Here is an 18,866-nt window from a genome sequence, read left to right as displayed (position 1 = left end):
TCGGCAGTAGAAAAAAGATCTTTTAGCTCATCAATATCTTTTTGGTTCTCTGTTTTCCCTAATTCAGCAATAATTTCGCTAGAAGTCATTTCCATAGCATTAAACCCAAATCTCTTGAACATATAAGTACGCAATACATCTGTAAGTTCTGTATAATAAGCTTTTGGTCCTGCTGTTTGCCATGATTTACGGCTCTTAATCTCCTGAATTAACTCTAAAGCTTCATCATGAGGTGGTCGCTGAGGAGTTAGCTTAATACGTCTAATAATAGGTTTATTGTCAGCTAAACGGCGTATTAGGTAAATCATCAGATAAATAGCTGGAGCGATGAGTAGTAAACTTACAAATAGCATTACCCAATCTCCCCACACAAAAGGAGGTTCCATAATATCTTTCGGACCAAAAAACTGCTCAGGATCTGCTTCTTCCAAATCAAAAGTCTCTACTTTAAGAGACAGTGGGTCTGATTTATATACTTCACCATCAACCTCTACTTCAACAGGAGGAATGAGGTAAAGCTTTGCATCAAATGAAGTGAGCTTATAGCGCTGTGTTAGAGTCATTTTAGCCTTATCATCTGAATAAACAGTATCAATGGGAGCCATATCTAAAACCTCTATTCCATCAACAATAGTATCATTGTAAATGGGTAAGAGTGCTTTTTTATTCGCATCTAGTTTTACTTGAATGACTAGATCCGTTTGCTCTCCAATCATAAGCTGTACAGAGTCTACTTTAGCTGTAACACTTACATTTTGTGCAAACAGAGGTGCGGCACAAATAAAAAGTAGTATAAATAGCTTTATTCTTCGATTCATTCTTAATTTCTTTTAGCAAATAGACTTAATAGAGCTTTAACGTAATCATGATCCGTACGTACAGAAACTGAATCCACATTACTCTTTGTAAAAGTAGATTTTAGTTTAGATTGATTATCACTCCACCATTTATGATGGGCATTGCGTAGTGCAGCCGAAGAGGTGTCAATCCACTGTTCATGTCCAGTTTCTGCATCTCTTACTTTCATTAAGCCTATATTGGGGAGTTCTGCCACCCTTTTATCGTAGAGTTGGATTGCAATGACATCATGTTTCCGATTAGCAATCGTCAAAGCATTAATATAATCCTTCTGATCAATGAAATCTGATAGGATAAATGCTGTACATCTACGTTTCATCACGTTTGTTAAGTATTCAATGCCTAGTTTAATATCTGTTTTTCTACTTTGAGCATTAAAGTTGAGTAACTCACGGATAATAAAAAGGATATGTTTTCGTCCTTTCTTAGGCGGTATAAACTTTTCGATTTGATCTGAAAAGAAAATCACCCCAATTTTATCGTTATTATGAATAGCAGAGAATGCTAATGTAGCAGCAATCTCTGTTAGCATATCTTTCTTGGTTTGTTTTTTAGTTCCAAACTCCAAGCTGCCAGATACATCGACAAGTAACATTACTGTAAGCTCTCGCTCTTCTTCAAACACCTTGATATATGGCTTTGAAAATCTAGCAGTTACATTCCAGTCGATATCTCTAATATCATCCCCATATTGATATTCACGTACCTCAGAAAAGGCCATACCTCTGCCCTTAAAAGCAGAGTGATATTGTCCAGCAAAAATATTGTTGGACAATCCACGTGTTTTTATCTCTATGTGACGTACTTTCTTTAAAATATCACTTGTTTCCATTTTTTGAATTGAGAGTTTGATGATTGATAAATCTTAATACTCCAATTTTTGGATCAAGGAACTTCTACCTTATTCAAGATTTGGCTTACAATTTCATCAGAAGTTACATTGTTTGCTTCAGCCTCATAGCTTAAGCCAATACGGTGACGAAGAACATCATGTGCAACGGCACGAACATCCTCAGGAACTACGTATCCTCTACGCTTAATGAAAGCATAAGTACGTGCAGCAAGTGCTAAGTTGATTGAAGCACGAGGTGATCCACCAAATTCAATGTAGTCTTTCAATTCTTTTAAGCCATATTGCTCTGGATAACGAGATGCAAAAACGATATCTACAATATAGCGTTCAATTTTTTCATCAATATATACTTGTTGAACTACTTTACGAGCTTCAACAATATCTTCTGCTTTTACGATAGGTCTGACTTCTTGACTTTTGCCCGAGATATGCCCTCTAATGATTTCTCTTTCTTCTTCTTGTTTAGGATAATCGATGACTACCTTCAGCATGAAACGGTCAACTTGCGCTTCAGGAAGAGGATAAGTACCTTCTTGTTCAATCGGGTTTTGGGTAGCTAGTACCAAGAAAGGTTTTGGAAGAGGGAAAGTTTCCTTACCAATTGTCACTTGGCGTTCTTGCATGGCTTCCAGTAAGGCACTTTGAACTTTTGCTGGGGCACGGTTTATTTCATCTGCCAAAACAAAGTTTGCGAAGATAGGCCCTTTTTTTACTTGGAAGTTCTCATCTTTTTGACTGTATACCATAGTACCAATTACGTCGGCTGGTAAAAGGTCTGGTGTAAATTGTACTCTTGAATATTTAGAGTCAATCAGGGATGCTAGTGTTTTAATAGCCAAAGTCTTTGCTAGACCAGGAACACCTTCTAATAAGACGTGTCCGTCAGATAATAGCCCTATGAGTAAAGACTCAACTAAGTGTTTTTGACCAACAATAACCTGGTCCATTCCCGCAGTAAGGTTGGTAATAAAAGCACTTTGCTTTTCAATCCTTTCGTTTAATTCACGAATATCTATTGGTTCAGCCATAAATATTAAAAGTTTTTAGATTCTAATTTTTAGATTTTCAATTAATAAGATGTTTCAATCTATAAAATCAAAAATACATTATTACAGAGCTTTATGCAACTTAATAATAGTAAAATGATTAATAAAAAAAGTAAACAAAATATGCTGATATTTCTATCTCTATAGATGAAAAATCAGCGTATTTTTGATTTCTTTAGTTTTAATACTTAATATTTAACTCATTAAGTACTTTTCGAATCGCTTCAAAGGTTGTAATACGAGTTGGGATAAGAGGTAACCTAAGCTTATTCTTAATCATTCCCATTACACTGAGAATAGATTTTACACCAGCAGGATTACCATCTACAAATAATAGTTTAAAAAGCTCAGTAAACTTATGATGTATGGTTAGGGCATGTTCATAATCTCCTTGTAGGGCTAATCTAGTCATTCTGCTAAATTCACGAGGAAAAGCATTTCCAATAACTGATATTACACCTACAGCTCCCAAAGTAATCAATGGGAAGGTTATACCATCATCTCCCGATATTACATTAAAGTTCTCTGGTTTGTTTTTAATTATTTCATCCATCTGGGTAATATCTCCAGATGCCTCTTTAACAGCAACTACATTCTTGAAATCGCGTGCTATGCGCAAAGTTGTCGCAGCAGTCATATTTACCCCTGTTCTTCCAGGCACATTATAAAGAACAATAGGTAGATTTGTTGATTCTGCTATTGCTTTGTAATGTTGATAAATTCCTTCTTGGGAAGGTTTGTTGTAATAAGGTACTACAGACAAGATTGCATCGACACCCGTAAAATCATCGTTTTTAAGAGACTCAACAACTGCACGAGTATTATTACCTCCAACGCCCAACAGAATAGGTACACGTCCGTTTGCTCTTTCTATCACAAACTTTTTGACTTGTTCCTTCTCCTCATCAGTTAATGTTGGTGTTTCAGCTGTTGTTCCCAGCACGCATAAGAAGTCTGCGTTGTTTTGGAGGATAAAATCAACCATCCTTGCTAACGCAGGGAAGTCTATGCTTTCATCCTCATTAAATGGGGTAATTAAGGCTACACCCATTCCTCTCAATTTTGTCTGTATCATGAGTTAATAACTTGAAGTCTCTTTTGATTCGAATTAACGCAAAAATAGTAATATTTTCCAACTATACCCGAACTTCTGAAAATATTATCTGCTCGAGTATAGCGACTATTAGCCTATTAGAAGCAAAAACTCTTCTTCGGAAATAATTTTAATTCCAAGCTTTTCAGCTTTTTCGAGTTTTGCTGGTCCCATATTCTCTCCTGCCAAGACGTAATCGGTCTTTGAGGAAATACTTCCTACATTTCGCCCTCCGTTTTGTTCGATAAGGGCTTTATATTCATTTCTAGAGTGAATTTTAAAGACACCACTAATTACAATGGCAGCACCCTCTAATTTGTTCGTTTGATTGGCTACTTCTTCTTCATTTTGGTGAAGTTGTACGCCATATTCTACCAACTGCTGCACCATAATTCTATTTTCTTCCTTCGAAAAGTAGTTGATAATGCTTTCAGCTATTTTTTCACCAATTTCATCAATACTTATCAATTCTTCCTGAGAAGCCTTAGCCAAGTCGCCTATATTCTTGAAGGTCTTTGCTAGTTTTTTAGCAACAGTTTCACCTACGAAACGAATACCTAGAGCAAATAATGCACGAGCAAATGGTACTTTTTTACTTTCTTCAATTCCTTTAATGATATTATTGGCTGAAGTGTCGCCCATACGCTCTAATCCTAAAATTTGTTCTTTAGTAAGCTGATAAAGGTCTGCAGCATTATGAAGTAGTCCTTCTCGATAGAATAGATCGACTGTTTCTGGTCCTAGTCCATCAATATTCATAGCTCTGCGACTGATAAAATGTACTATTCTACCTTTGATTTGAGTTGGACATCCTGTTTCATTAGGGCAATAATGCGCAGCTTCACCCTCGTAACGTACTAAATCGGTGCCACATTCTGGACATTTTTTGATAAATTCTACCTTGGGTCCTAGATTTTCATCGCGAGCATCTGTATCGACTGCAGTAATTTTAGGAATAATTTCTCCGCCTTTTTCCACATAAACCATATCGCCAATGTGTAAATCAAGTCCTCGGATTATATCTTCGTTGTGCAATGATGCTCTTCTTACCACAGTACCCGAAAGTTGGACTGCATCTAAATTGGCCACAGGAGTAATTGCGCCTGTTCTTCCTACCTGATAGGTTACTTCATTCAAGCGTGTACGTGCTTCTTCTGCTTGGAATTTATACGCAATAGCCCAACGAGGAGATTTTGCAGTATAACCCAAACCTTCTTGCTGTGCAATGCTATTCACTTTAATTACAATTCCATCGGTGGCAACTGGCAAGTCTTTTCGAGCCGTATCCCAATATCTGATAAAATCATATACTTCTTGAAGCGTTTTGCACTTACGCATCTCGCTAGAAATTTTGAAGCCCCATTTTGATGCTTCTTCCAAGTTTTCATAATGACCATCATATGGTAAATTTTCTCCCAACAAATAATACAAATAAGCATCTAGCTTACGACTAGCTACAACAGATGAGTTTTGAAGTTTAAGTGTACCTGATGCTGCATTCCTAGGATTTGCAAATAAGGGTTCTTCACGAGCTTCTTTTTCTGCATTCAACTCTTCAAAAACAACCCAAGGCATTAATATCTCTCCACGAATTTCAAATTCATCAGGATAATTATCTCCATTGAGAACAAGAGGGATAGTACGTATTGTTTTTACGTTGTCAGTAACCATGTCACCTCGTGTACCATCGCCACGTGTTACAGCTTCTACTAATTTACCGTGTTGGTAAGTCAATGAAATAGATGTTCCATCAAATTTTAACTCACAGCAAAGTTCAAAAGGCTGACTACCCAAGGCTTTCTTTACACGTTCATAAAATTCGGCAACCTCTGTTTCAGAATAAGTATTAGCCAATGAGAGCATTGGATATTTGTGTTCTTTTTGAGTAAAACGCTTGTCTATATCACTACCTACTCGGTGTGTTGGCGAATTGGGATCATCATATTGTGGATTCTTTTTCTCTAAATCTTGTAATTCCTTCAGTAGATCATCAAATTCTTTATCACTAATTTCTGGCTGGTTAAGTATATAGTATTTATAGTTTTGTTGATGAAGATACTTACGTAACTCATCAATTCTATCTTTTGCAGTCATCTGTATTCTATTTGTTTTATCACAAAAATAGGGAATCTATTGAGAAAAGCTTTACTTTTGTAGAAAAATAAGAGTCTAATTATATTATGCGAATAGATATCATAACAGTATTGCCCGAGATGATTGAGGGCTTTTTTAATTGTTCTATTATGAAACGGGCTAAGGATAAGGGCTTGGCAGAAGTTCATATTCATAATTTACGGGATTATACCGAAGATAAACACCGCCGTGTAGATGATTATCCTTATGGAGGATTTGCAGGTATGGTCATGATGGTACAGCCCATAGAGAGCTGTATTAATGCACTTAAGTCTGAAAGAGAGTACGATGAAGTTATATTCGTGACACCCGATGGAGAACAATTTGACCAACCTATGGCAAATCAATTATCTCTTGCTAAAAATATAATTATTCTTTGTGGGCATTTTAAAGGAATTGATTATCGCATTAGAGAGCATTTAATCACAAAAGAAGTAAGTGTTGGGGACTTCGTTCTTACAGGGGGCGAACTTCCAGCTGCGGTGATGGCAGATGCTATTATTCGCATAATTCCTGGAGTTATATCCGATGAACAATCAGCTTTGTCTGATTCTTTTCAAGATAATCTTTTAGCTGCTCCAGTTTATACCCGACCAGCAGATTATAAAGGCTGGAAAGTTCCTGATGTCTTACTCTCTGGTCATGAAGCCAAGATTAAAGAATGGGAACTTAAAATGTCGTTGGAAAGAACACAGCGACTTCGTCCCGATTTATTGGAAGACAAATAAATACTTCAATATAGATTACACAAAAAGAGGATACTGACATTCTCTTTTTGTGTTTTTTAAATCTAATACTCAAGAGCACCAATCAGCTGTTGAATTGAAGTAAATTTATGACGGTGCATATAATCTTTTATTCCATTTAGAATGTCAATGGTTGCAGTTGGTTCAACAAAATTGGCTGTCCCTACTTGAATAGCCGAAGCCCCTGCCAATAAAAATTCTATGGCATCAGTTGCATCCATTATTCCTCCCATACCGATAATGGGTATCTTAACCGCATTAGCTACTTGCCAAACCATACGCAAAGCAATAGGTTTAACACAAGGTCCCGACAAACCTCCAGTAATTGTAGAGAGTACAGGGCGACGCTTTTCGGCATGAATGGCCATTCCTAAAACCGTATTGATGAGCGATACACCATCAGCACCGTTATCTTCAGCTACTTTTGCTATTTCAGCAATGTCTGTAACATTTGGAGATAGCTTTACGATAAGAGTTTTGTGATATACCTCTCTCACTGCTTTTACTACTGAAGCAGCTTGAATCGGTGAAACACCAAAAGCCATTCCTCCCTCTTTTACGTTTGGGCAGGAGATGTTTAACTCTATTGCTGGGATATTATCTAGTTTATCGATGATCTCAGCCGTTTTTACGTACTCTTCGATAGTTGATCCATTCACGTTGACTAAAATGGCTGTATTGAGCTCTTTTAGCCTTGGATTAATATGTTCTACAAAGTAATCAACCCCTTTATTTTGTAATCCCACAGCATTTAGCATACCCGATGGAGTTTCTGCCATACGAGGATAAGGATTTCCTTCCCGGTGATGTAAGGTAGTTCCTTTTACTAAAATTCCACCCAATTGGTTTAAATCAATAAAGTCTGCGAACTCTTCTCCATAACCAAAAGTACCCGAAGCTGTCATAACAGGGTTCTTCAGTTCTAAGTTTCCTATTTTTACTTTTAAATCTAAATCTCCCATAACAAATCTTTTATATTAAATACAGGTCCTTCTGTACATGCACATACGTGTCCTTTAGGGGTGTCTTCTACACAGCAAAGACACGCTCCAATACCACAAGCCATCATGTTCTCGAGAGATACCTCACAAGCTATATCTTCTCGCTTTGCATAAGCTGCTATAGCTTGCATCATCGGTTTTGGACCACAAGAATATATTTTACTAAATCGTTGAGTCTTCAATACAGAATGATGAGTAACAAAACCTTTTTCTCCGTAACTTCCATCTTCGGTAGTAGTGTAAACTGTACCCAGCTGCTCAAATAGGTCTAGCTGCAATAAATCTTTTTTAGATCTTGCACCCAACAAGAAAATAGGATCATAGCCTTCTTCCTTTAGCTTCTTTCCTAAAAAGAGCATAGGAGCAACTCCAACACCACCACCAACAAGCAAAGGGCGTTTAGTAGTACACTGAGGTTTAGAGAAAGTATTACCCAAGGGAAGAATAACATTAAACGTTTCTCCAGTTTGCAAACGTGCAAGATGACGAGTGCCATCGCCTACTTTTTGAATTAAAAACCAGACTTCGTTATTGGCTGGTTCAACCCAGTTGATGGATATGGGACGTCTTAAAAATGTTTTTGAAGATCCGTCAACACGGAGTTGAGCAAATTGTCCTGGCATGCAGGAAGAGAGAGATTCAGGTGAAGTAGCTTTTATAAGAATATAACTTTCGTTGAGTTCTATATTAGCCGTAACTTCCAGATCTATTATTTTCTTTTTCATAAGGCAGAGAAGTGATTTATAAATAATCTGGATAACAAAGATAGTTCTATATTCTAGAATCAGAAAGTATTCAGTACTAGAATTAATTATTTGGCAACAAATGTTTCATAGGTGTTATCATCAAAAAAGACTCTGATTTCTGTTATTTTTCTTGGAGGTTTTATCGGTTCTGAAGTACTACTAACTTGGGCCTGTTTTGCTAAAATGGGAGCAATAGCACCTAAGGAATCCAAAGATATCCCTGAAACTTGCTCAGCCACATCTATGTCATTATTTTTCAATCCTACCTGATAACCATTATTATTAACGGAAATGCCATTTCCGTGCGTTTTTTGAGTACGCATACTTCCTTGACCGTAAAGAAGCCATTCTATGTTCACGTCACTAAATGCTTGATGTATTTTCATTATGACATCTAGGCTAGCTTTATTTCTTCCATTAATAAAATGTGATAAAGTAGATTGCTGAATTCCTGTACGATCAGCAAATTCTCCAGAAGAAAGCTCCTCTTGCTCCATTATAAGCTTAACTCGGTCATTTATAGCCATGGTTACCAGGTGATTATGTGTTGATTTGGGGTGGTATTAAAGTAAACTATTTTCAATACATTACAAATATAAAAAGAAGTGTTCACAAAACCAATTTACAAAGCTATTAAATTTTAAGTATGTAATATTACAATTATATACTAGTATTATACTTTAATAATATTACAGATGTATAAAGAAGAGTATTATATTAAATTAAGACTTTATGTATTTAATATAATGAGTTGATTATTAGATTAATAAATATCGTATATTATAGGCAATAGCTTTGTGATTCTAATAATTAGACTTTTTACTGCTAAAATCTTTAACTATTACTATAAGCCATTATTATAACTAACTGATAATTAGATTATAGTGCTTCATTTAGGATAGTGTTAATCACAATTATCATTACATTATTAATGTATCTTTACTATTACAAACAGAATTTAGTTAGATAATAAGGAAGGGCATATTACATTAATAATGTGATTATACAAATGTAAAACCTCGAATAAAGGCTTGTTTTATTACAAATGTAAATGATTTCTGCTAGATAAATAGGAATATTCTAGCCTACTTTAGATCATCTATATATTTAGGGAATGACATTAACATTGTCATATCTTTTGTCTTCTAGAAGTAAGTTTAGCATAACCTTGATCCAAGGACTCTTTGACCTAGTCAAAAATAATTATGACTAGGTCATGATGATCTCATGATAGGGTGATATATATGTTTGCTAAGTTTGAAAATATGGTGAAGTCTAAAAATATAGATTTTCCCCCCTATTTAATATTAACATATCTATATTGTAACTATTTTTCTAAGTCAATTTCCTTGCTTTATTTAATATCTCTCGCGTATTCGTCTGGAATTTTAAAATTATAGCGATTTAGAATACCAGAAAAATAAGAGAATTAATACCCCCTTTTATTGTTCAATAATCTGACTTTATAGGATAGTTTGAATATCTGACTTTTTATCCATAAAAAACACTGTGATACTATACTTGGTTAAGGCAGAGATTTTAAGTTGAAGTAAAAGTAACTATAAATATTTAAACTGATTATTTGGATTAGCTAGTAGCTTTAGCACTTGTTTATTTAAGCGATAAGTATCGAATGAGCTACTATTTTAAGTTTAAATTTGAGGAGAATAGAGAGGTTATTTTAGAGTAATAGAAGCACCTATTGAAAGCCGAACAAGAGTTTTTTAGCTACTCGTATGTTGTTTGCTTTAGCTTTGTGATGTCTTTTTGGAGCATAAAAAAGAGCCATTCTCATTGAATGACTCTTTACTGTTTCTATCTATGTTAGCGTGAGATTAGTGGAGAATTTTATATACTAATTCTTTTAGTAGATCTCCGTCACTCATGTGGCTATTTCCTATTCCTTTTGACATCGCATCCGTTTCACGTATGTAGCCAATGATATCCATTGTCTTCACACCTGAGAATGTATTCATTCCTTTGATATAATCCTTTGCTTGCCAAGGAGTCCTAAGACTAAGCATTTCTGCGATTCCTCTGTCCGATTTATCGGGTGAATAATAAGCTAGCATAAGGTTGGAAAAGTAGCTAAAGAGAAGTCCAAGAGTCATCGGTAATGGATTTGTTTTGGGGTTTTCCTCAAAATAATGCACTATTTGATTCACTCTAAATACATCTCTATCTAGCAGAGCATTACGTAGCTCAAAGTTATTATAACTCTTGCTAATGCCTATATTCTTCTCTACCAAGTCTGGAGTAATGCGTTTTTGTTTTCCACCAGTAGTAAGAATTAGCTTATCTAATTCACTAGTCAATCTACTTAAATCTGCTCCAATAAAATCGGCTAGCATTGCTGAAGCTTTGGGTTCAATAGTAAACTGCTTTCTCTGGATATAAGAATCTATAAAGCCTATCAGATCTCTATCTTTAAGAGCTTTTGATTCAAATAAAACCCCTATTTTAGCTATTTCTGAACCTAATTTCTTTCGTCCATCAAGCTTTCCATGCTTATGGCAAATCACCAAGATAGTTGATAACAGAGGCTTTTGCAGGTAGTATGAAAGTTGATCCATATTTCTAATCTGCTGTGCCTCCTTTACAATAACAACTTGGTGTTCAGACATCATAGGATAGCGTTTGGCTGCATTGATAATTGTTGATACATCTATATCCGCACCATAAAGTACAGTAAGATTAAACTCTTTTTCCTCTTCAGTGAGTACATTTTCTTCAAGAGTATCAGATATCAGGTCAATGTAATAAGACTCTTCGCCCATTAAATAATAGACTGGAGCATATTTTTTTGCCCTAATATCTTTCATTATGCTTTCAAAGCTTTGTTCTTTTTTAGCCATTAATAGATGTCTTTCTTCTAAATCACCAATCGAATTTTAGGTGTCTTACTGTTTTCTTTTCATCAATAATCATACGTAACGAGGCAATACCTATTTCTACATGTTCCTTTACATACTTAGCAGTAACTGTTGTATCGCTCTTATCTGTCTTTACTCCTTCTGGTAACATAGGCTGGTCAGATACTAGCAATAGTGCTCCAGTAGGAATATGGTTGGCAAAGCCTACGCTAAATAGTGTTGCTGTTTCCATATCGACAGCCATTGCACGAGTTCTCGTGATATATTCTTTAAACTCAGTATCATGTTCCCACACACGGCGGTTTGTTGTATAAACTGTACCAGTCCAATAGTCTCGTGCAAAATCTCGTATCGCAGAAGAAACGGCACGTTGAAGCATAAATGCGGGCAATGAAGGGACCTCAGCAGGAAAATAATCATTGGATGTACCTTCTCCTCGAATTGCTGCTATAGGTAGGATGAAATCACCTAACTTAGTCTTAATGTTTACACCACCGCATTTGCCTAAAAATAGACAAGCTTTTGGCTCTATTGCAGATAGTAAATCCATGATAATAGCAGCGTTAGGACTACCCATACCAAAGTTGATAATAGTTATTCCTTCTGCTGTAGCAGAGATCATGTTAGCGTCTCTTCCAAGTACGGGAACATTAAATTTTTCGGCAAAAAGCTCAACATAATTATTGAAGTTGGTCAGTAAAATATACTCTCCGAAATCCTCTAGTTTACGTTTCGTATAACGAGGAAGCCAATTCTCTACAATTTGTTGTTTTGTTTTCATACATCATTCTTTTTTAAGTGTTCCTATAATCAGAAAACTGTGTTTAACCTGCAAAAATAATAAATGTTATTGGGATACCTAGTTTATAAGTCCATAAAATATTTTGACTTAATTGGTATACTGCTCCGTTTATTATTTAGTATAGATAACAAAAGAATAGGCTATTTGTTAACCCCAATTTATCTTTAAAAACAAAACCATCTAATTGTCAGTTATTTAAAGATATAAAATACTCTTTATTTACGAATAAAAGAAGGTCTGCCCTATTTTATTCTACAAAAAAGATGAGCCAAATCGTTGCTGCTTTTTAATGGCATATATTAAGAAAATATTTCACTTAATATACTTCTTCAATATCTCTTTTAAGGATTCCCTACTTATCTTGTTTTCTAATATTTTGCCATCAGGACCTATCAGCATAAATGTAGGAATTCTTTCATAGCCATATTCTCTCTGAGATGTACGAAATAGATCCATTATATGTCTCCAATTTAGGTTGTGATCCATCACATATTTTTTAGTTTCGGTAAGAAAAGTATCTGCACTATTTTTGTTGGGGATGGATACACCAATTATACCCAATTGATTTTCATCAAACGCAGCTCTAATTTCTTTTAGTTTGTCCATTTCAGCTGTGCAGTATGGACACCACACTCCCCAAAACTCCAATAGATAATATTTATCTAACTCTATATAATCCGATAAAGTGGTAGCTTGCTCCTTTAAATTCAGACCTTCAAAGTCTGCATAGTAAGTACCTACCTCAATTAAATTACTATCCTGATCATCAGTAGAGCTACAAGCTGCAAATAAGAAAATGTACAGTAGTAAAAGGCTATTAATTTTTTTCATTTTAATTATATCTGTTCGTGTCGATTCAATATAGGTTTTATTTTGCTCTATTCTATATTTTGGGGAAAATATTTTACATTATGGGGTATAAAAAAAGGTAGCACAATTACTGTACTACCTTCTGTCTTTAGAGTCGATAACCTCTTTTTATTTTAGATGTTCTGCTAAAATTTCAGGTATAGCTTCACCTCTTAAATCTCTTTTTATGATTGTTCCATCAGGACCAAAAAGGATGATATGAGGAATACCTCTAATTCCATATAAATCTGTAGGAATATTTTGAGCATTAATGATTTGTGCCCAAGGCATTTCTAATTCTTCCATCGCTTTTTGAGTATCTTCTGGTTTGTCCCATACAGCAACTCCTAATAAAGTAAATTCCTTATCCTTATATGTTTCATAGATATTCTTTAAGTTTGGAATTTCGGCACGGCATGGTCCACACCAGCTAGCCCAGAAATCAACTAATACATATTTTCCTTTACCTACATAATCAGATAAAGAAGCTTTTGTTCCGTCTGCTTGCTCAATAGAAAAATCGGTAAACATCTCTCCTTCTTTGGTCTTATCAACAGCTTCGTAACGACTTGACAGCTTTTTAACAAAAGCATTTTCTTTGATTGCAGGATCAAGCTCACTAATTTTTGCTTTCATTTCATCATCAGAAAGACTAGAAGATAAAGATCTGATTGCATCTACAGCTAGAATATTATTTTTATTTGCATTAAAATATTCCAAACTTAGATCTTTTATTTTAGGAACAAATTCATTTTCGTAACGTTGATTAAATTCCTTCTCTATATTTTGTCTCTCTTCATCCGTTACATCTTCCGCCATCATTTTTTCATTAGCTTCTGTATAAGCAGCTTGGATTTCTTCTTGAACCCCATTCAACTTTTTAAGTTGAGCTTGAAGAGCTTGATTCAAAGGACCTCCTACAACTTCTTGTTTGTCAAAGTCAACGTTTGTAGAACCTTCTTCCACTACAACTAAAGCCATTTTTTGAGGAGCTAAACGTACTACACCTATTTCATTTTTATCAAATGGGCTTTCAAACTTCATCTGATTATTTTGAATTATAGTACTATCGAGCTTATCACCTAACATAGAAGTTATGTAAACGGTCTTCCCGTTCATGGTAGAGTCTGGCAGTTGAGAAGTAATCGTATACATTTTCTGCGGATTGCCACAAGAAGCCAGCATAAGTGCGCCAACAGAAAGAATTGATAATGTAAGCTTTTTCATAAAAATTGTTATTAAATATCGCTTTATAATGTTGTTTTAAATAATTTTATAATATAAATATACTCCTTTTTATAATATTAAAAACTTTTTTTACAAAAATATTTAGAATACTAAACTTTTATAAGCTATATGGTCACATTCTATAGTCAAACGTATAGTATTATTATAGATTTGATATAATATTATCAAATTAGGTGTAGGTGTTTACTTCTTATAAAATCTGTTTTAAAACGTATTCAATATGCTTTTTGTTCAGAAAAAATACTTTCTTAATTAAAGATTGGTTAGAGCCGTTTTTTGATGTTCCTTCTTTTCTGTTATAAGTTTCTGTAAAATGGGGTGTGATAAATATTTCTTATCCATAGACACTATCAATTCGTCGAGTTCTTGAGGTGAACATATACTAGCCAATCTGCTTATTGCTTCTACCCCTAAAATATTATCTGTATTTGCCTTGAAATAGGCTATATATAGATCCTTATTCTCTGGTAATACTTCTAGTAAATAGACCTCTTCCATACGAGATTGCAGTTCATCCGCTGATATTTGATTAGCTAATTGGGCTTGAATTTCGTAATATCTCTTTTCTGCTTTCATAGCAAACTTACTTAAAGTAGTATGAAATTCTTGCTGGGCTATATTTAATTTACCTCCAGATACTATTCTATTCTTTAAATCGAGTTCTACCACACCTGGTTCTATAATAAAATCAATAAAATAATTTTCTCCTACTTCAAGAGTACCATATTCCGATTTTTCAAAACCTCGCGTAAATACAAACTCATTATAGTTAACCCTTGTACTATCAAGGCGCTCCCCAGATAGTGCGTCGCAGATATAGAGCATTTTCCCTTGCATATCCCCATCGGGGATCTTTCCTTTTATGGTATAGGTATGTGGGCTTTTTGAGCAACCTACAAAAACGAGGCAACTCGATAGTATAATCCAAGTAGTTTTAGAGGAAATCATAAGTGAAGTTATTAACGTTATTAATTGATCCTTATTTACTCCTATTAACAAAATCAAAGCTCTAAAAGATTTGGTATTAGCTAGATAGTGATAGATATCGCAAAAAAATACCGAGCTAAAAAAGGCTTTTTTGCTCGGTGTAAGTATTGTTATTCTATAAAGTATCTCAATTTACTTGACTAGTTGTTCTACAATTTTTGGAATTGCTTCTCCTCGAAGGTCTCTTTTTATAATTTCACCATCAGGTCCAAAGAGAATAATATGAGGTATTCCTTGGATGCCATAAAGATCAGTAGGAATCTTTTGCGCATTTAATATCTGAGGCCATGGAATCTTATGTTCTTCTATGGCTTTTTTTGTATCCTTCGTTTTATCCCATACGGCAACTCCTAGTATTTCAAAGTTATCACCTTTATATTTTTCATAGACTGATTTTAGGTTAGGGACTTCAGCCAAACATGGGGCACACCAGCTAGCCCAGAAATCAACTAATACATATTTACCTTTTCCCACATAGTCAGAAAGAGAAACCTCTGTTCCATCTTCTTGTTTAATTGTAAAATCGGTAAACATAACTGTTTTATCTGCTGCTTCTTGGCTTAAACCATCTTGCGCAGATATCGTTTCACTTTGATTTTTAGCATCATTTGGTTCACCCTGATTGGTATTCGCTTTCTGAGGATTTCCACAGGCTGCCAGCAACACTGTGCTTCCTAGTAAGATTTTTGAAATTAGATTTTTCATAAATACAATGTTTAATATTATACTCTTTATAAATATGTGTACCTTTATACTCACTGAAAAGACATTATAAAAGTAACGGTTACTAGTTTATTGGGTTTAAATCAGATTTTCAAATAGAGAAATAGTTAGAATTCAGCAATAAGCTTTTGAAGCTCTATTAAACTATTGAAGAAATTACTTTATGGTTTAACAAAGTATCTCAATATATGTTTTAGTCCTGACTATAAAATCTATTCGATCCCTCAAAATATCACATCAATGGCATCACTTAATTTACCTCCAGCAGCATTAAAATTATCTATTATAGATGGCAAACAAGCCGTTTTTGATGTTCTTAGGAATAAAATGATTCTATTAACCCCCGAAGAATGGGTACGTCAGCACTTTGTTCATTTTCTTATATCAGATAAGAAATACCCCCAATCGTTAATGGGCAATGAGATTTTATTGACGTTGAATGGGATGAAAAAAAGATGTGATACTGTGGTTTATAAAAAAGATTTGACACCTCTAGTTATTATTGAGTACAAAGCACCACACATTAAGATAACCCAAGAGGTTTTTAATCAGATATGTAGGTATAACTTTGTACTGAAAGTAAATTATCTCATTGTAAGTAATGGAATAAACCATTATTGCTGCAAAATGAACTACGAAAACAAAACATATACATTTTTAAAAGAGATACCTCTTTATTCGGAACTCGATTAAATCAACCCTTTATTTCATCTATTGAGCTTTTAAAACTGGAGAGATGTGATTCTATGATTTGAGCTATATATAATAAGGTGTAAATCTCCCCTATTTTAGCATCTTAAACTAACGAGAATACATGCTGTCTTAAATTTAGACAAAAAAAGATGGACTAAATAATTAGCCCATCTTCATATTTTAAACGTAACTTTTGGTTATGCTTTTTTCTTTCTAGTTGTAGTTTTACGAGTCTTTTTCTTCTCTTCTACTACTTGTAATTCTACACCAGCCAATTCTGGGTCAATCATGATACGACCACAATATTCACAAACTATAATTTTCTTACGTGAACGGATATCCAATTGTCTCTGAGGTGGAATCTTGTTGAAACAACCACCACAAGCATCACGTTCTACATAAACTACTGCAAGACCATTGCGAGTATTTTTACGAATACGCTTGAATGACTGAAGTAAACGAGGTTCTATTTTAGACTCAAGCTTTTTAGATTTTTCTCTAAGTTTTTCCTCTTCTTGTTTTGTTTCTGATACGATTTCTTCTAGCTCATTCTTTTTCTGATCTAAGTCTTTCTTACGACCATCGAATATTGCTTTGCTAGCTTCTAAATCTTCTCCTTTTACTTTTTGTTCAGAAGTAAATTCTTTAATACGCTTTTCTGAAAGTTGAACTTCTAGAGTTTGGAATTCAATTTCCTTACCTAGTAAGTCATACTCACGGTTGTTACGTACATTCTCTTGTTGTTCTGTGTACTTAGCGATAAGAGATTTTGAAGTCTCAATATCTACTTTTTTAGTAGCTACATCAGTTTTTAGTTGAGCAATGTCCGACTTGATTTTTTCAATACGAGTATTAAGTCCTTCAATCTCGTCCTCTAGGTCTTGAACTTCAAGTGGAAGCTCTCCTCTAAGAGTTTTAATATCATCTATTTTTGATAATACAGTCTGTAGTTCGTATAAAACTTCAAGTCTTTCTTCTACAGTCAACTCTTTTGTTTCTTTAGCCATCTTTTCTATAAATATTTAATTGGATTTGTATTTACTTCGGTAAAATGGAGTGCAAAAGTAGGAAATTTATCCTTTATAATAGAATAAAATAATTCTTTTGTGTATTGTTCACTCTCGTAATGTCCTATGTCAGCCATTAGTATAAGGTCATCATTGCCAAAATAATCATGATATTTTATCTCTGCACTAATAAATATGTCAGCTCCAGCACCTATAGCTTGATGAAGAAGGAATGCACCCGAGCCCCCACAAAGGGCTACTTTTTGTATGGGTTTACCTCTCAGTTTGCTATGCTTCACGCTGCCAACTTGGAATATGTTTTTTACTTTTAATAGGAATTCTTTTTCGTCAATGGGTTCAGGTAAACTAGCTATAACACCAGCTCCTACCTGGCTCCAGCTATTAGCTAGAGGATAGATATCAAAGGCAGGTTCCTCATAAGGGTGAGCTTGTACTAAAGCCCTAACAACAGCCGATTTCTTAAAACTTGGAAATATAGTTTCAATCCGTACCTCAGGTTCTGTATGAAGAGTACCAACTTCTCCACAAAAAGGCTGAGCACCATCTAAGGCTCTAAACGTTCCTTCACCTTGTATATTATAGCTACAAGAATCGTACTCTCCAATATGACCACATCCTGCTTGGAATAGAGTTTGGCGTACTTCTTCAGCTTGTGCCAGAGGCACAAAAGTAACTAATTTATAAAGTAAGTCTGATTTGGGTGATAGGATTTGGGGATTGATTAACCCTAGTTTTTCTGCTATTTTAAAATTTACACCACCTGTTGCATTGTCTAGATTGGTATGCGCAGCATAAATAGCGATATCATTTTTGATAGCTTTCATTACGCATCTTTCCACATAATCTTTGCCGGTGATAGATTTACAACCTTTAAACAAGAGAGGATGATGAGCAATAATTAAATTACATCCTTTTTGGATGGCTTCATCTATGATCTCTTCAGTAACGTCTAAACACAACAAAGCCCCTGTAGCTTCCACTTCTGTCAATCCGATTTGCAGGCCGGAATTATCAAATCCATCCTGCAAGGGCAGAGGTGCAAAACGTTCAAGGGCATTTAAAATATCCTTAATCTTCATTCGCTTTGAAAGTATCTTTAATGTACAAAGATACACAAAAGTATATATTAATCTTCTTTTCTACAAAAAATATTATTACAAAAGAGATTAAAGCCTCCTTGCATATCC

18 protein-coding genes are annotated in these 18,866 nt (G+C 34.7%); 2 read left to right on the top strand and 16 right to left on the bottom strand.

Annotation, left to right across the window (positions count from 1 at the left end; all coding sequences use genetic code 11):
- The 5 genes from K8V80_RS01290 to ligA form a co-directional block, all read right to left on the bottom strand.
- On the bottom strand, positions 1 to 818 hold an 818-nt coding region (locus K8V80_RS01290), incomplete at its 3' end, for a BatD family protein (protein ID WP_276774898.1).
- A gap of 2 nt (positions 819 to 820) precedes the next feature.
- Positions 821 to 1,690, bottom strand: a complete 870-nt coding sequence (locus K8V80_RS01285; protein WP_006744907.1) for a DUF58 domain-containing protein — start codon at positions 1,688 to 1,690, stop codon at positions 821 to 823.
- 53 nt (positions 1,691 to 1,743) lie between these two features.
- On the bottom strand, positions 1,744 to 2,739 hold the full coding sequence (locus K8V80_RS01280) for an AAA family ATPase (protein WP_276774895.1): 996 nt from the start codon (positions 2,737 to 2,739) through the stop codon (positions 1,744 to 1,746).
- Between the two features lie 199 nt (positions 2,740 to 2,938).
- Positions 2,939 to 3,832, bottom strand: a complete 894-nt coding sequence (dapA, locus tag K8V80_RS01275) for a 4-hydroxy-tetrahydrodipicolinate synthase (protein ID WP_006744909.1) — start codon at positions 3,830 to 3,832, stop codon at positions 2,939 to 2,941.
- Between the two features lie 108 nt (positions 3,833 to 3,940).
- Positions 3,941 to 5,944, bottom strand: coding sequence for an NAD-dependent DNA ligase LigA (ligA, locus tag K8V80_RS01270; RefSeq protein WP_276774893.1), 2,004 nt, complete (start codon positions 5,942 to 5,944; stop codon positions 3,941 to 3,943).
- 86 nt (positions 5,945 to 6,030) lie between these two features.
- On the opposite strand from ligA, the gene trmD reads away from it, so the two are divergent.
- Positions 6,031 to 6,711, top strand: a complete 681-nt coding sequence (gene trmD / locus K8V80_RS01265; RefSeq protein ID WP_006744911.1) for a tRNA (guanosine(37)-N1)-methyltransferase TrmD — start codon at positions 6,031 to 6,033, stop codon at positions 6,709 to 6,711.
- A gap of 62 nt (positions 6,712 to 6,773) precedes the next feature.
- On the opposite strand, the gene K8V80_RS01260 is transcribed toward trmD, so the two are convergent.
- The 9 genes from K8V80_RS01260 to K8V80_RS01220 form a co-directional block, all read right to left on the bottom strand.
- The gene (locus K8V80_RS01260; RefSeq protein WP_276774889.1) at positions 6,774 to 7,691 is read right to left on the bottom strand and encodes a dihydroorotate dehydrogenase; all 918 of its coding nucleotides are present in this window, start codon (positions 7,689 to 7,691) and stop codon (positions 6,774 to 6,776) included.
- Complete coding sequence (locus K8V80_RS01255) at positions 7,679 to 8,455, bottom strand: dihydroorotate dehydrogenase electron transfer subunit (RefSeq protein WP_276774886.1); 777 nt, start codon at positions 8,453 to 8,455, stop codon at positions 7,679 to 7,681. Before K8V80_RS01255 ends, K8V80_RS01260 begins: the two co-directional genes overlap by 13 nt.
- Positions 8,456 to 8,541: 86 nt before the next feature.
- Entirely contained in the window at positions 8,542 to 9,003 is a 462-nt protein-coding gene (locus K8V80_RS01250; protein ID WP_006744914.1) for a helix-turn-helix domain-containing protein, read from the bottom strand.
- Positions 9,004 to 10,311: 1,308 nt separating this feature from the next.
- Positions 10,312 to 11,331 carry a DNA polymerase III subunit delta gene (gene holA / locus K8V80_RS01245; protein ID WP_276774881.1) on the bottom strand — a complete coding sequence of 340 codons (1,020 nt, stop codon included), beginning with the start codon at positions 11,329 to 11,331 and terminating at the stop codon, positions 10,312 to 10,314.
- Positions 11,332 to 11,353: 22 nt separating this feature from the next.
- Entirely contained in the window at positions 11,354 to 12,130 is a 777-nt protein-coding gene (locus tag K8V80_RS01240) for an AMP nucleosidase (RefSeq protein ID WP_006744917.1), read from the bottom strand.
- 333 nt (positions 12,131 to 12,463) lie between these two features.
- Positions 12,464 to 12,982 (bottom strand): peroxiredoxin family protein, encoded by a 519-nt coding sequence (locus tag K8V80_RS01235; RefSeq protein WP_006744918.1) that lies wholly within the window; start codon positions 12,980 to 12,982, stop codon positions 12,464 to 12,466.
- A 147-nt stretch (positions 12,983 to 13,129) separates the two neighbouring features.
- Positions 13,130 to 14,227, bottom strand: a complete 1,098-nt coding sequence (locus K8V80_RS01230) for a TlpA disulfide reductase family protein (RefSeq protein ID WP_276774876.1) — start codon at positions 14,225 to 14,227, stop codon at positions 13,130 to 13,132.
- A gap of 273 nt (positions 14,228 to 14,500) precedes the next feature.
- Positions 14,501 to 15,196 (bottom strand): DUF4369 domain-containing protein, encoded by a 696-nt coding sequence (locus K8V80_RS01225; RefSeq protein ID WP_276774873.1) that lies wholly within the window; start codon positions 15,194 to 15,196, stop codon positions 14,501 to 14,503.
- Positions 15,197 to 15,367: 171 nt separating this feature from the next.
- Positions 15,368 to 15,940, bottom strand: a complete 573-nt coding sequence (locus tag K8V80_RS01220) for a TlpA family protein disulfide reductase (protein WP_006744921.1) — start codon at positions 15,938 to 15,940, stop codon at positions 15,368 to 15,370.
- Positions 15,941 to 16,198: 258 nt separating this feature from the next.
- On the opposite strand from K8V80_RS01220, the gene K8V80_RS01215 reads away from it, so the two are divergent.
- Positions 16,199 to 16,651, top strand: a complete 453-nt coding sequence (locus tag K8V80_RS01215; RefSeq protein WP_006744922.1) for a type I restriction enzyme HsdR N-terminal domain-containing protein — start codon at positions 16,199 to 16,201, stop codon at positions 16,649 to 16,651.
- Between the two features lie 197 nt (positions 16,652 to 16,848).
- On the opposite strand, the gene K8V80_RS01210 is transcribed toward K8V80_RS01215, so the two are convergent.
- Together K8V80_RS01210 and K8V80_RS01205 are read right to left on the bottom strand one after the other, a co-directional pair.
- Positions 16,849 to 17,658, bottom strand: a complete 810-nt coding sequence (locus K8V80_RS01210; protein ID WP_006744923.1) for a zinc ribbon domain-containing protein — start codon at positions 17,656 to 17,658, stop codon at positions 16,849 to 16,851.
- A 5-nt stretch (positions 17,659 to 17,663) separates the two neighbouring features.
- On the bottom strand, positions 17,664 to 18,758 hold the full coding sequence (locus tag K8V80_RS01205) for a Nif3-like dinuclear metal center hexameric protein (protein WP_276774865.1): 1,095 nt from the start codon (positions 18,756 to 18,758) through the stop codon (positions 17,664 to 17,666).
- Positions 18,759 to 18,866: the final 108 nt, after the last annotated feature.

Origin of the sequence: Bacteroides coprosuis (assembly GCF_020741705.1) — a bacterium.
Lineage (GTDB): Bacteria > Bacteroidota > Bacteroidia > Bacteroidales > Bacteroidaceae > Bacteroides_E > Bacteroides_E coprosuis.
This window is presented reverse-complemented; position numbering and strand designations above follow the sequence as displayed.

Excerpts from the sequence above, each read along its gene's own strand:
- dapA (WP_006744909.1), bottom strand. The coding sequence starts at position 3,832 with ATGATACAGACAAAATTGAGAGGAATGGGTGTAGCCTTAATTACCCCA.
- K8V80_RS01205 (WP_276774865.1), bottom strand. The coding sequence starts at position 18,758 with ATGAAGATTAAGGATATTTTAAATGCCCTTGAACGTTTTGCACCTCTG.
- K8V80_RS01215 (WP_006744922.1), top strand. The coding sequence starts at position 16,199 with ATGGCATCACTTAATTTACCTCCAGCAGCATTAAAATTATCTATTATA.
- K8V80_RS01285 (WP_006744907.1), bottom strand. The coding sequence starts at position 1,690 with ATGGAAACAAGTGATATTTTAAAGAAAGTACGTCACATAGAGATAAAA.
- ligA (WP_276774893.1), bottom strand. The coding sequence starts at position 5,944 with ATGACTGCAAAAGATAGAATTGATGAGTTACGTAAGTATCTTCATCAA.
- trmD (WP_006744911.1), top strand. The coding sequence starts at position 6,031 with ATGCGAATAGATATCATAACAGTATTGCCCGAGATGATTGAGGGCTTT.
- K8V80_RS01280 (WP_276774895.1), bottom strand. The coding sequence starts at position 2,739 with ATGGCTGAACCAATAGATATTCGTGAATTAAACGAAAGGATTGAAAAG.
- holA (WP_276774881.1), bottom strand. The coding sequence starts at position 11,331 with ATGGCTAAAAAAGAACAAAGCTTTGAAAGCATAATGAAAGATATTAGG.
- K8V80_RS01255 (WP_276774886.1), bottom strand. The coding sequence starts at position 8,455 with ATGAAAAAGAAAATAATAGATCTGGAAGTTACGGCTAATATAGAACTC.
- K8V80_RS01225 (WP_276774873.1), bottom strand. The coding sequence starts at position 15,196 with ATGATTTCCTCTAAAACTACTTGGATTATACTATCGAGTTGCCTCGTT.
- K8V80_RS01230 (WP_276774876.1), bottom strand. The coding sequence starts at position 14,227 with ATGAAAAAGCTTACATTATCAATTCTTTCTGTTGGCGCACTTATGCTG.
- K8V80_RS01220 (WP_006744921.1), bottom strand. The coding sequence starts at position 15,940 with ATGAAAAATCTAATTTCAAAAATCTTACTAGGAAGCACAGTGTTGCTG.
- K8V80_RS01240 (WP_006744917.1), bottom strand. The coding sequence starts at position 12,130 with ATGAAAACAAAACAACAAATTGTAGAGAATTGGCTTCCTCGTTATACG.
- K8V80_RS01210 (WP_006744923.1), bottom strand. The coding sequence starts at position 17,658 with ATGGCTAAAGAAACAAAAGAGTTGACTGTAGAAGAAAGACTTGAAGTT.
- K8V80_RS01260 (WP_276774889.1), bottom strand. The coding sequence starts at position 7,691 with ATGGGAGATTTAGATTTAAAAGTAAAAATAGGAAACTTAGAACTGAAG.
- K8V80_RS01250 (WP_006744914.1), bottom strand. The coding sequence starts at position 9,003 with ATGGCTATAAATGACCGAGTTAAGCTTATAATGGAGCAAGAGGAGCTT.
- K8V80_RS01235 (WP_006744918.1), bottom strand. The coding sequence starts at position 12,982 with ATGAAAAAAATTAATAGCCTTTTACTACTGTACATTTTCTTATTTGCA.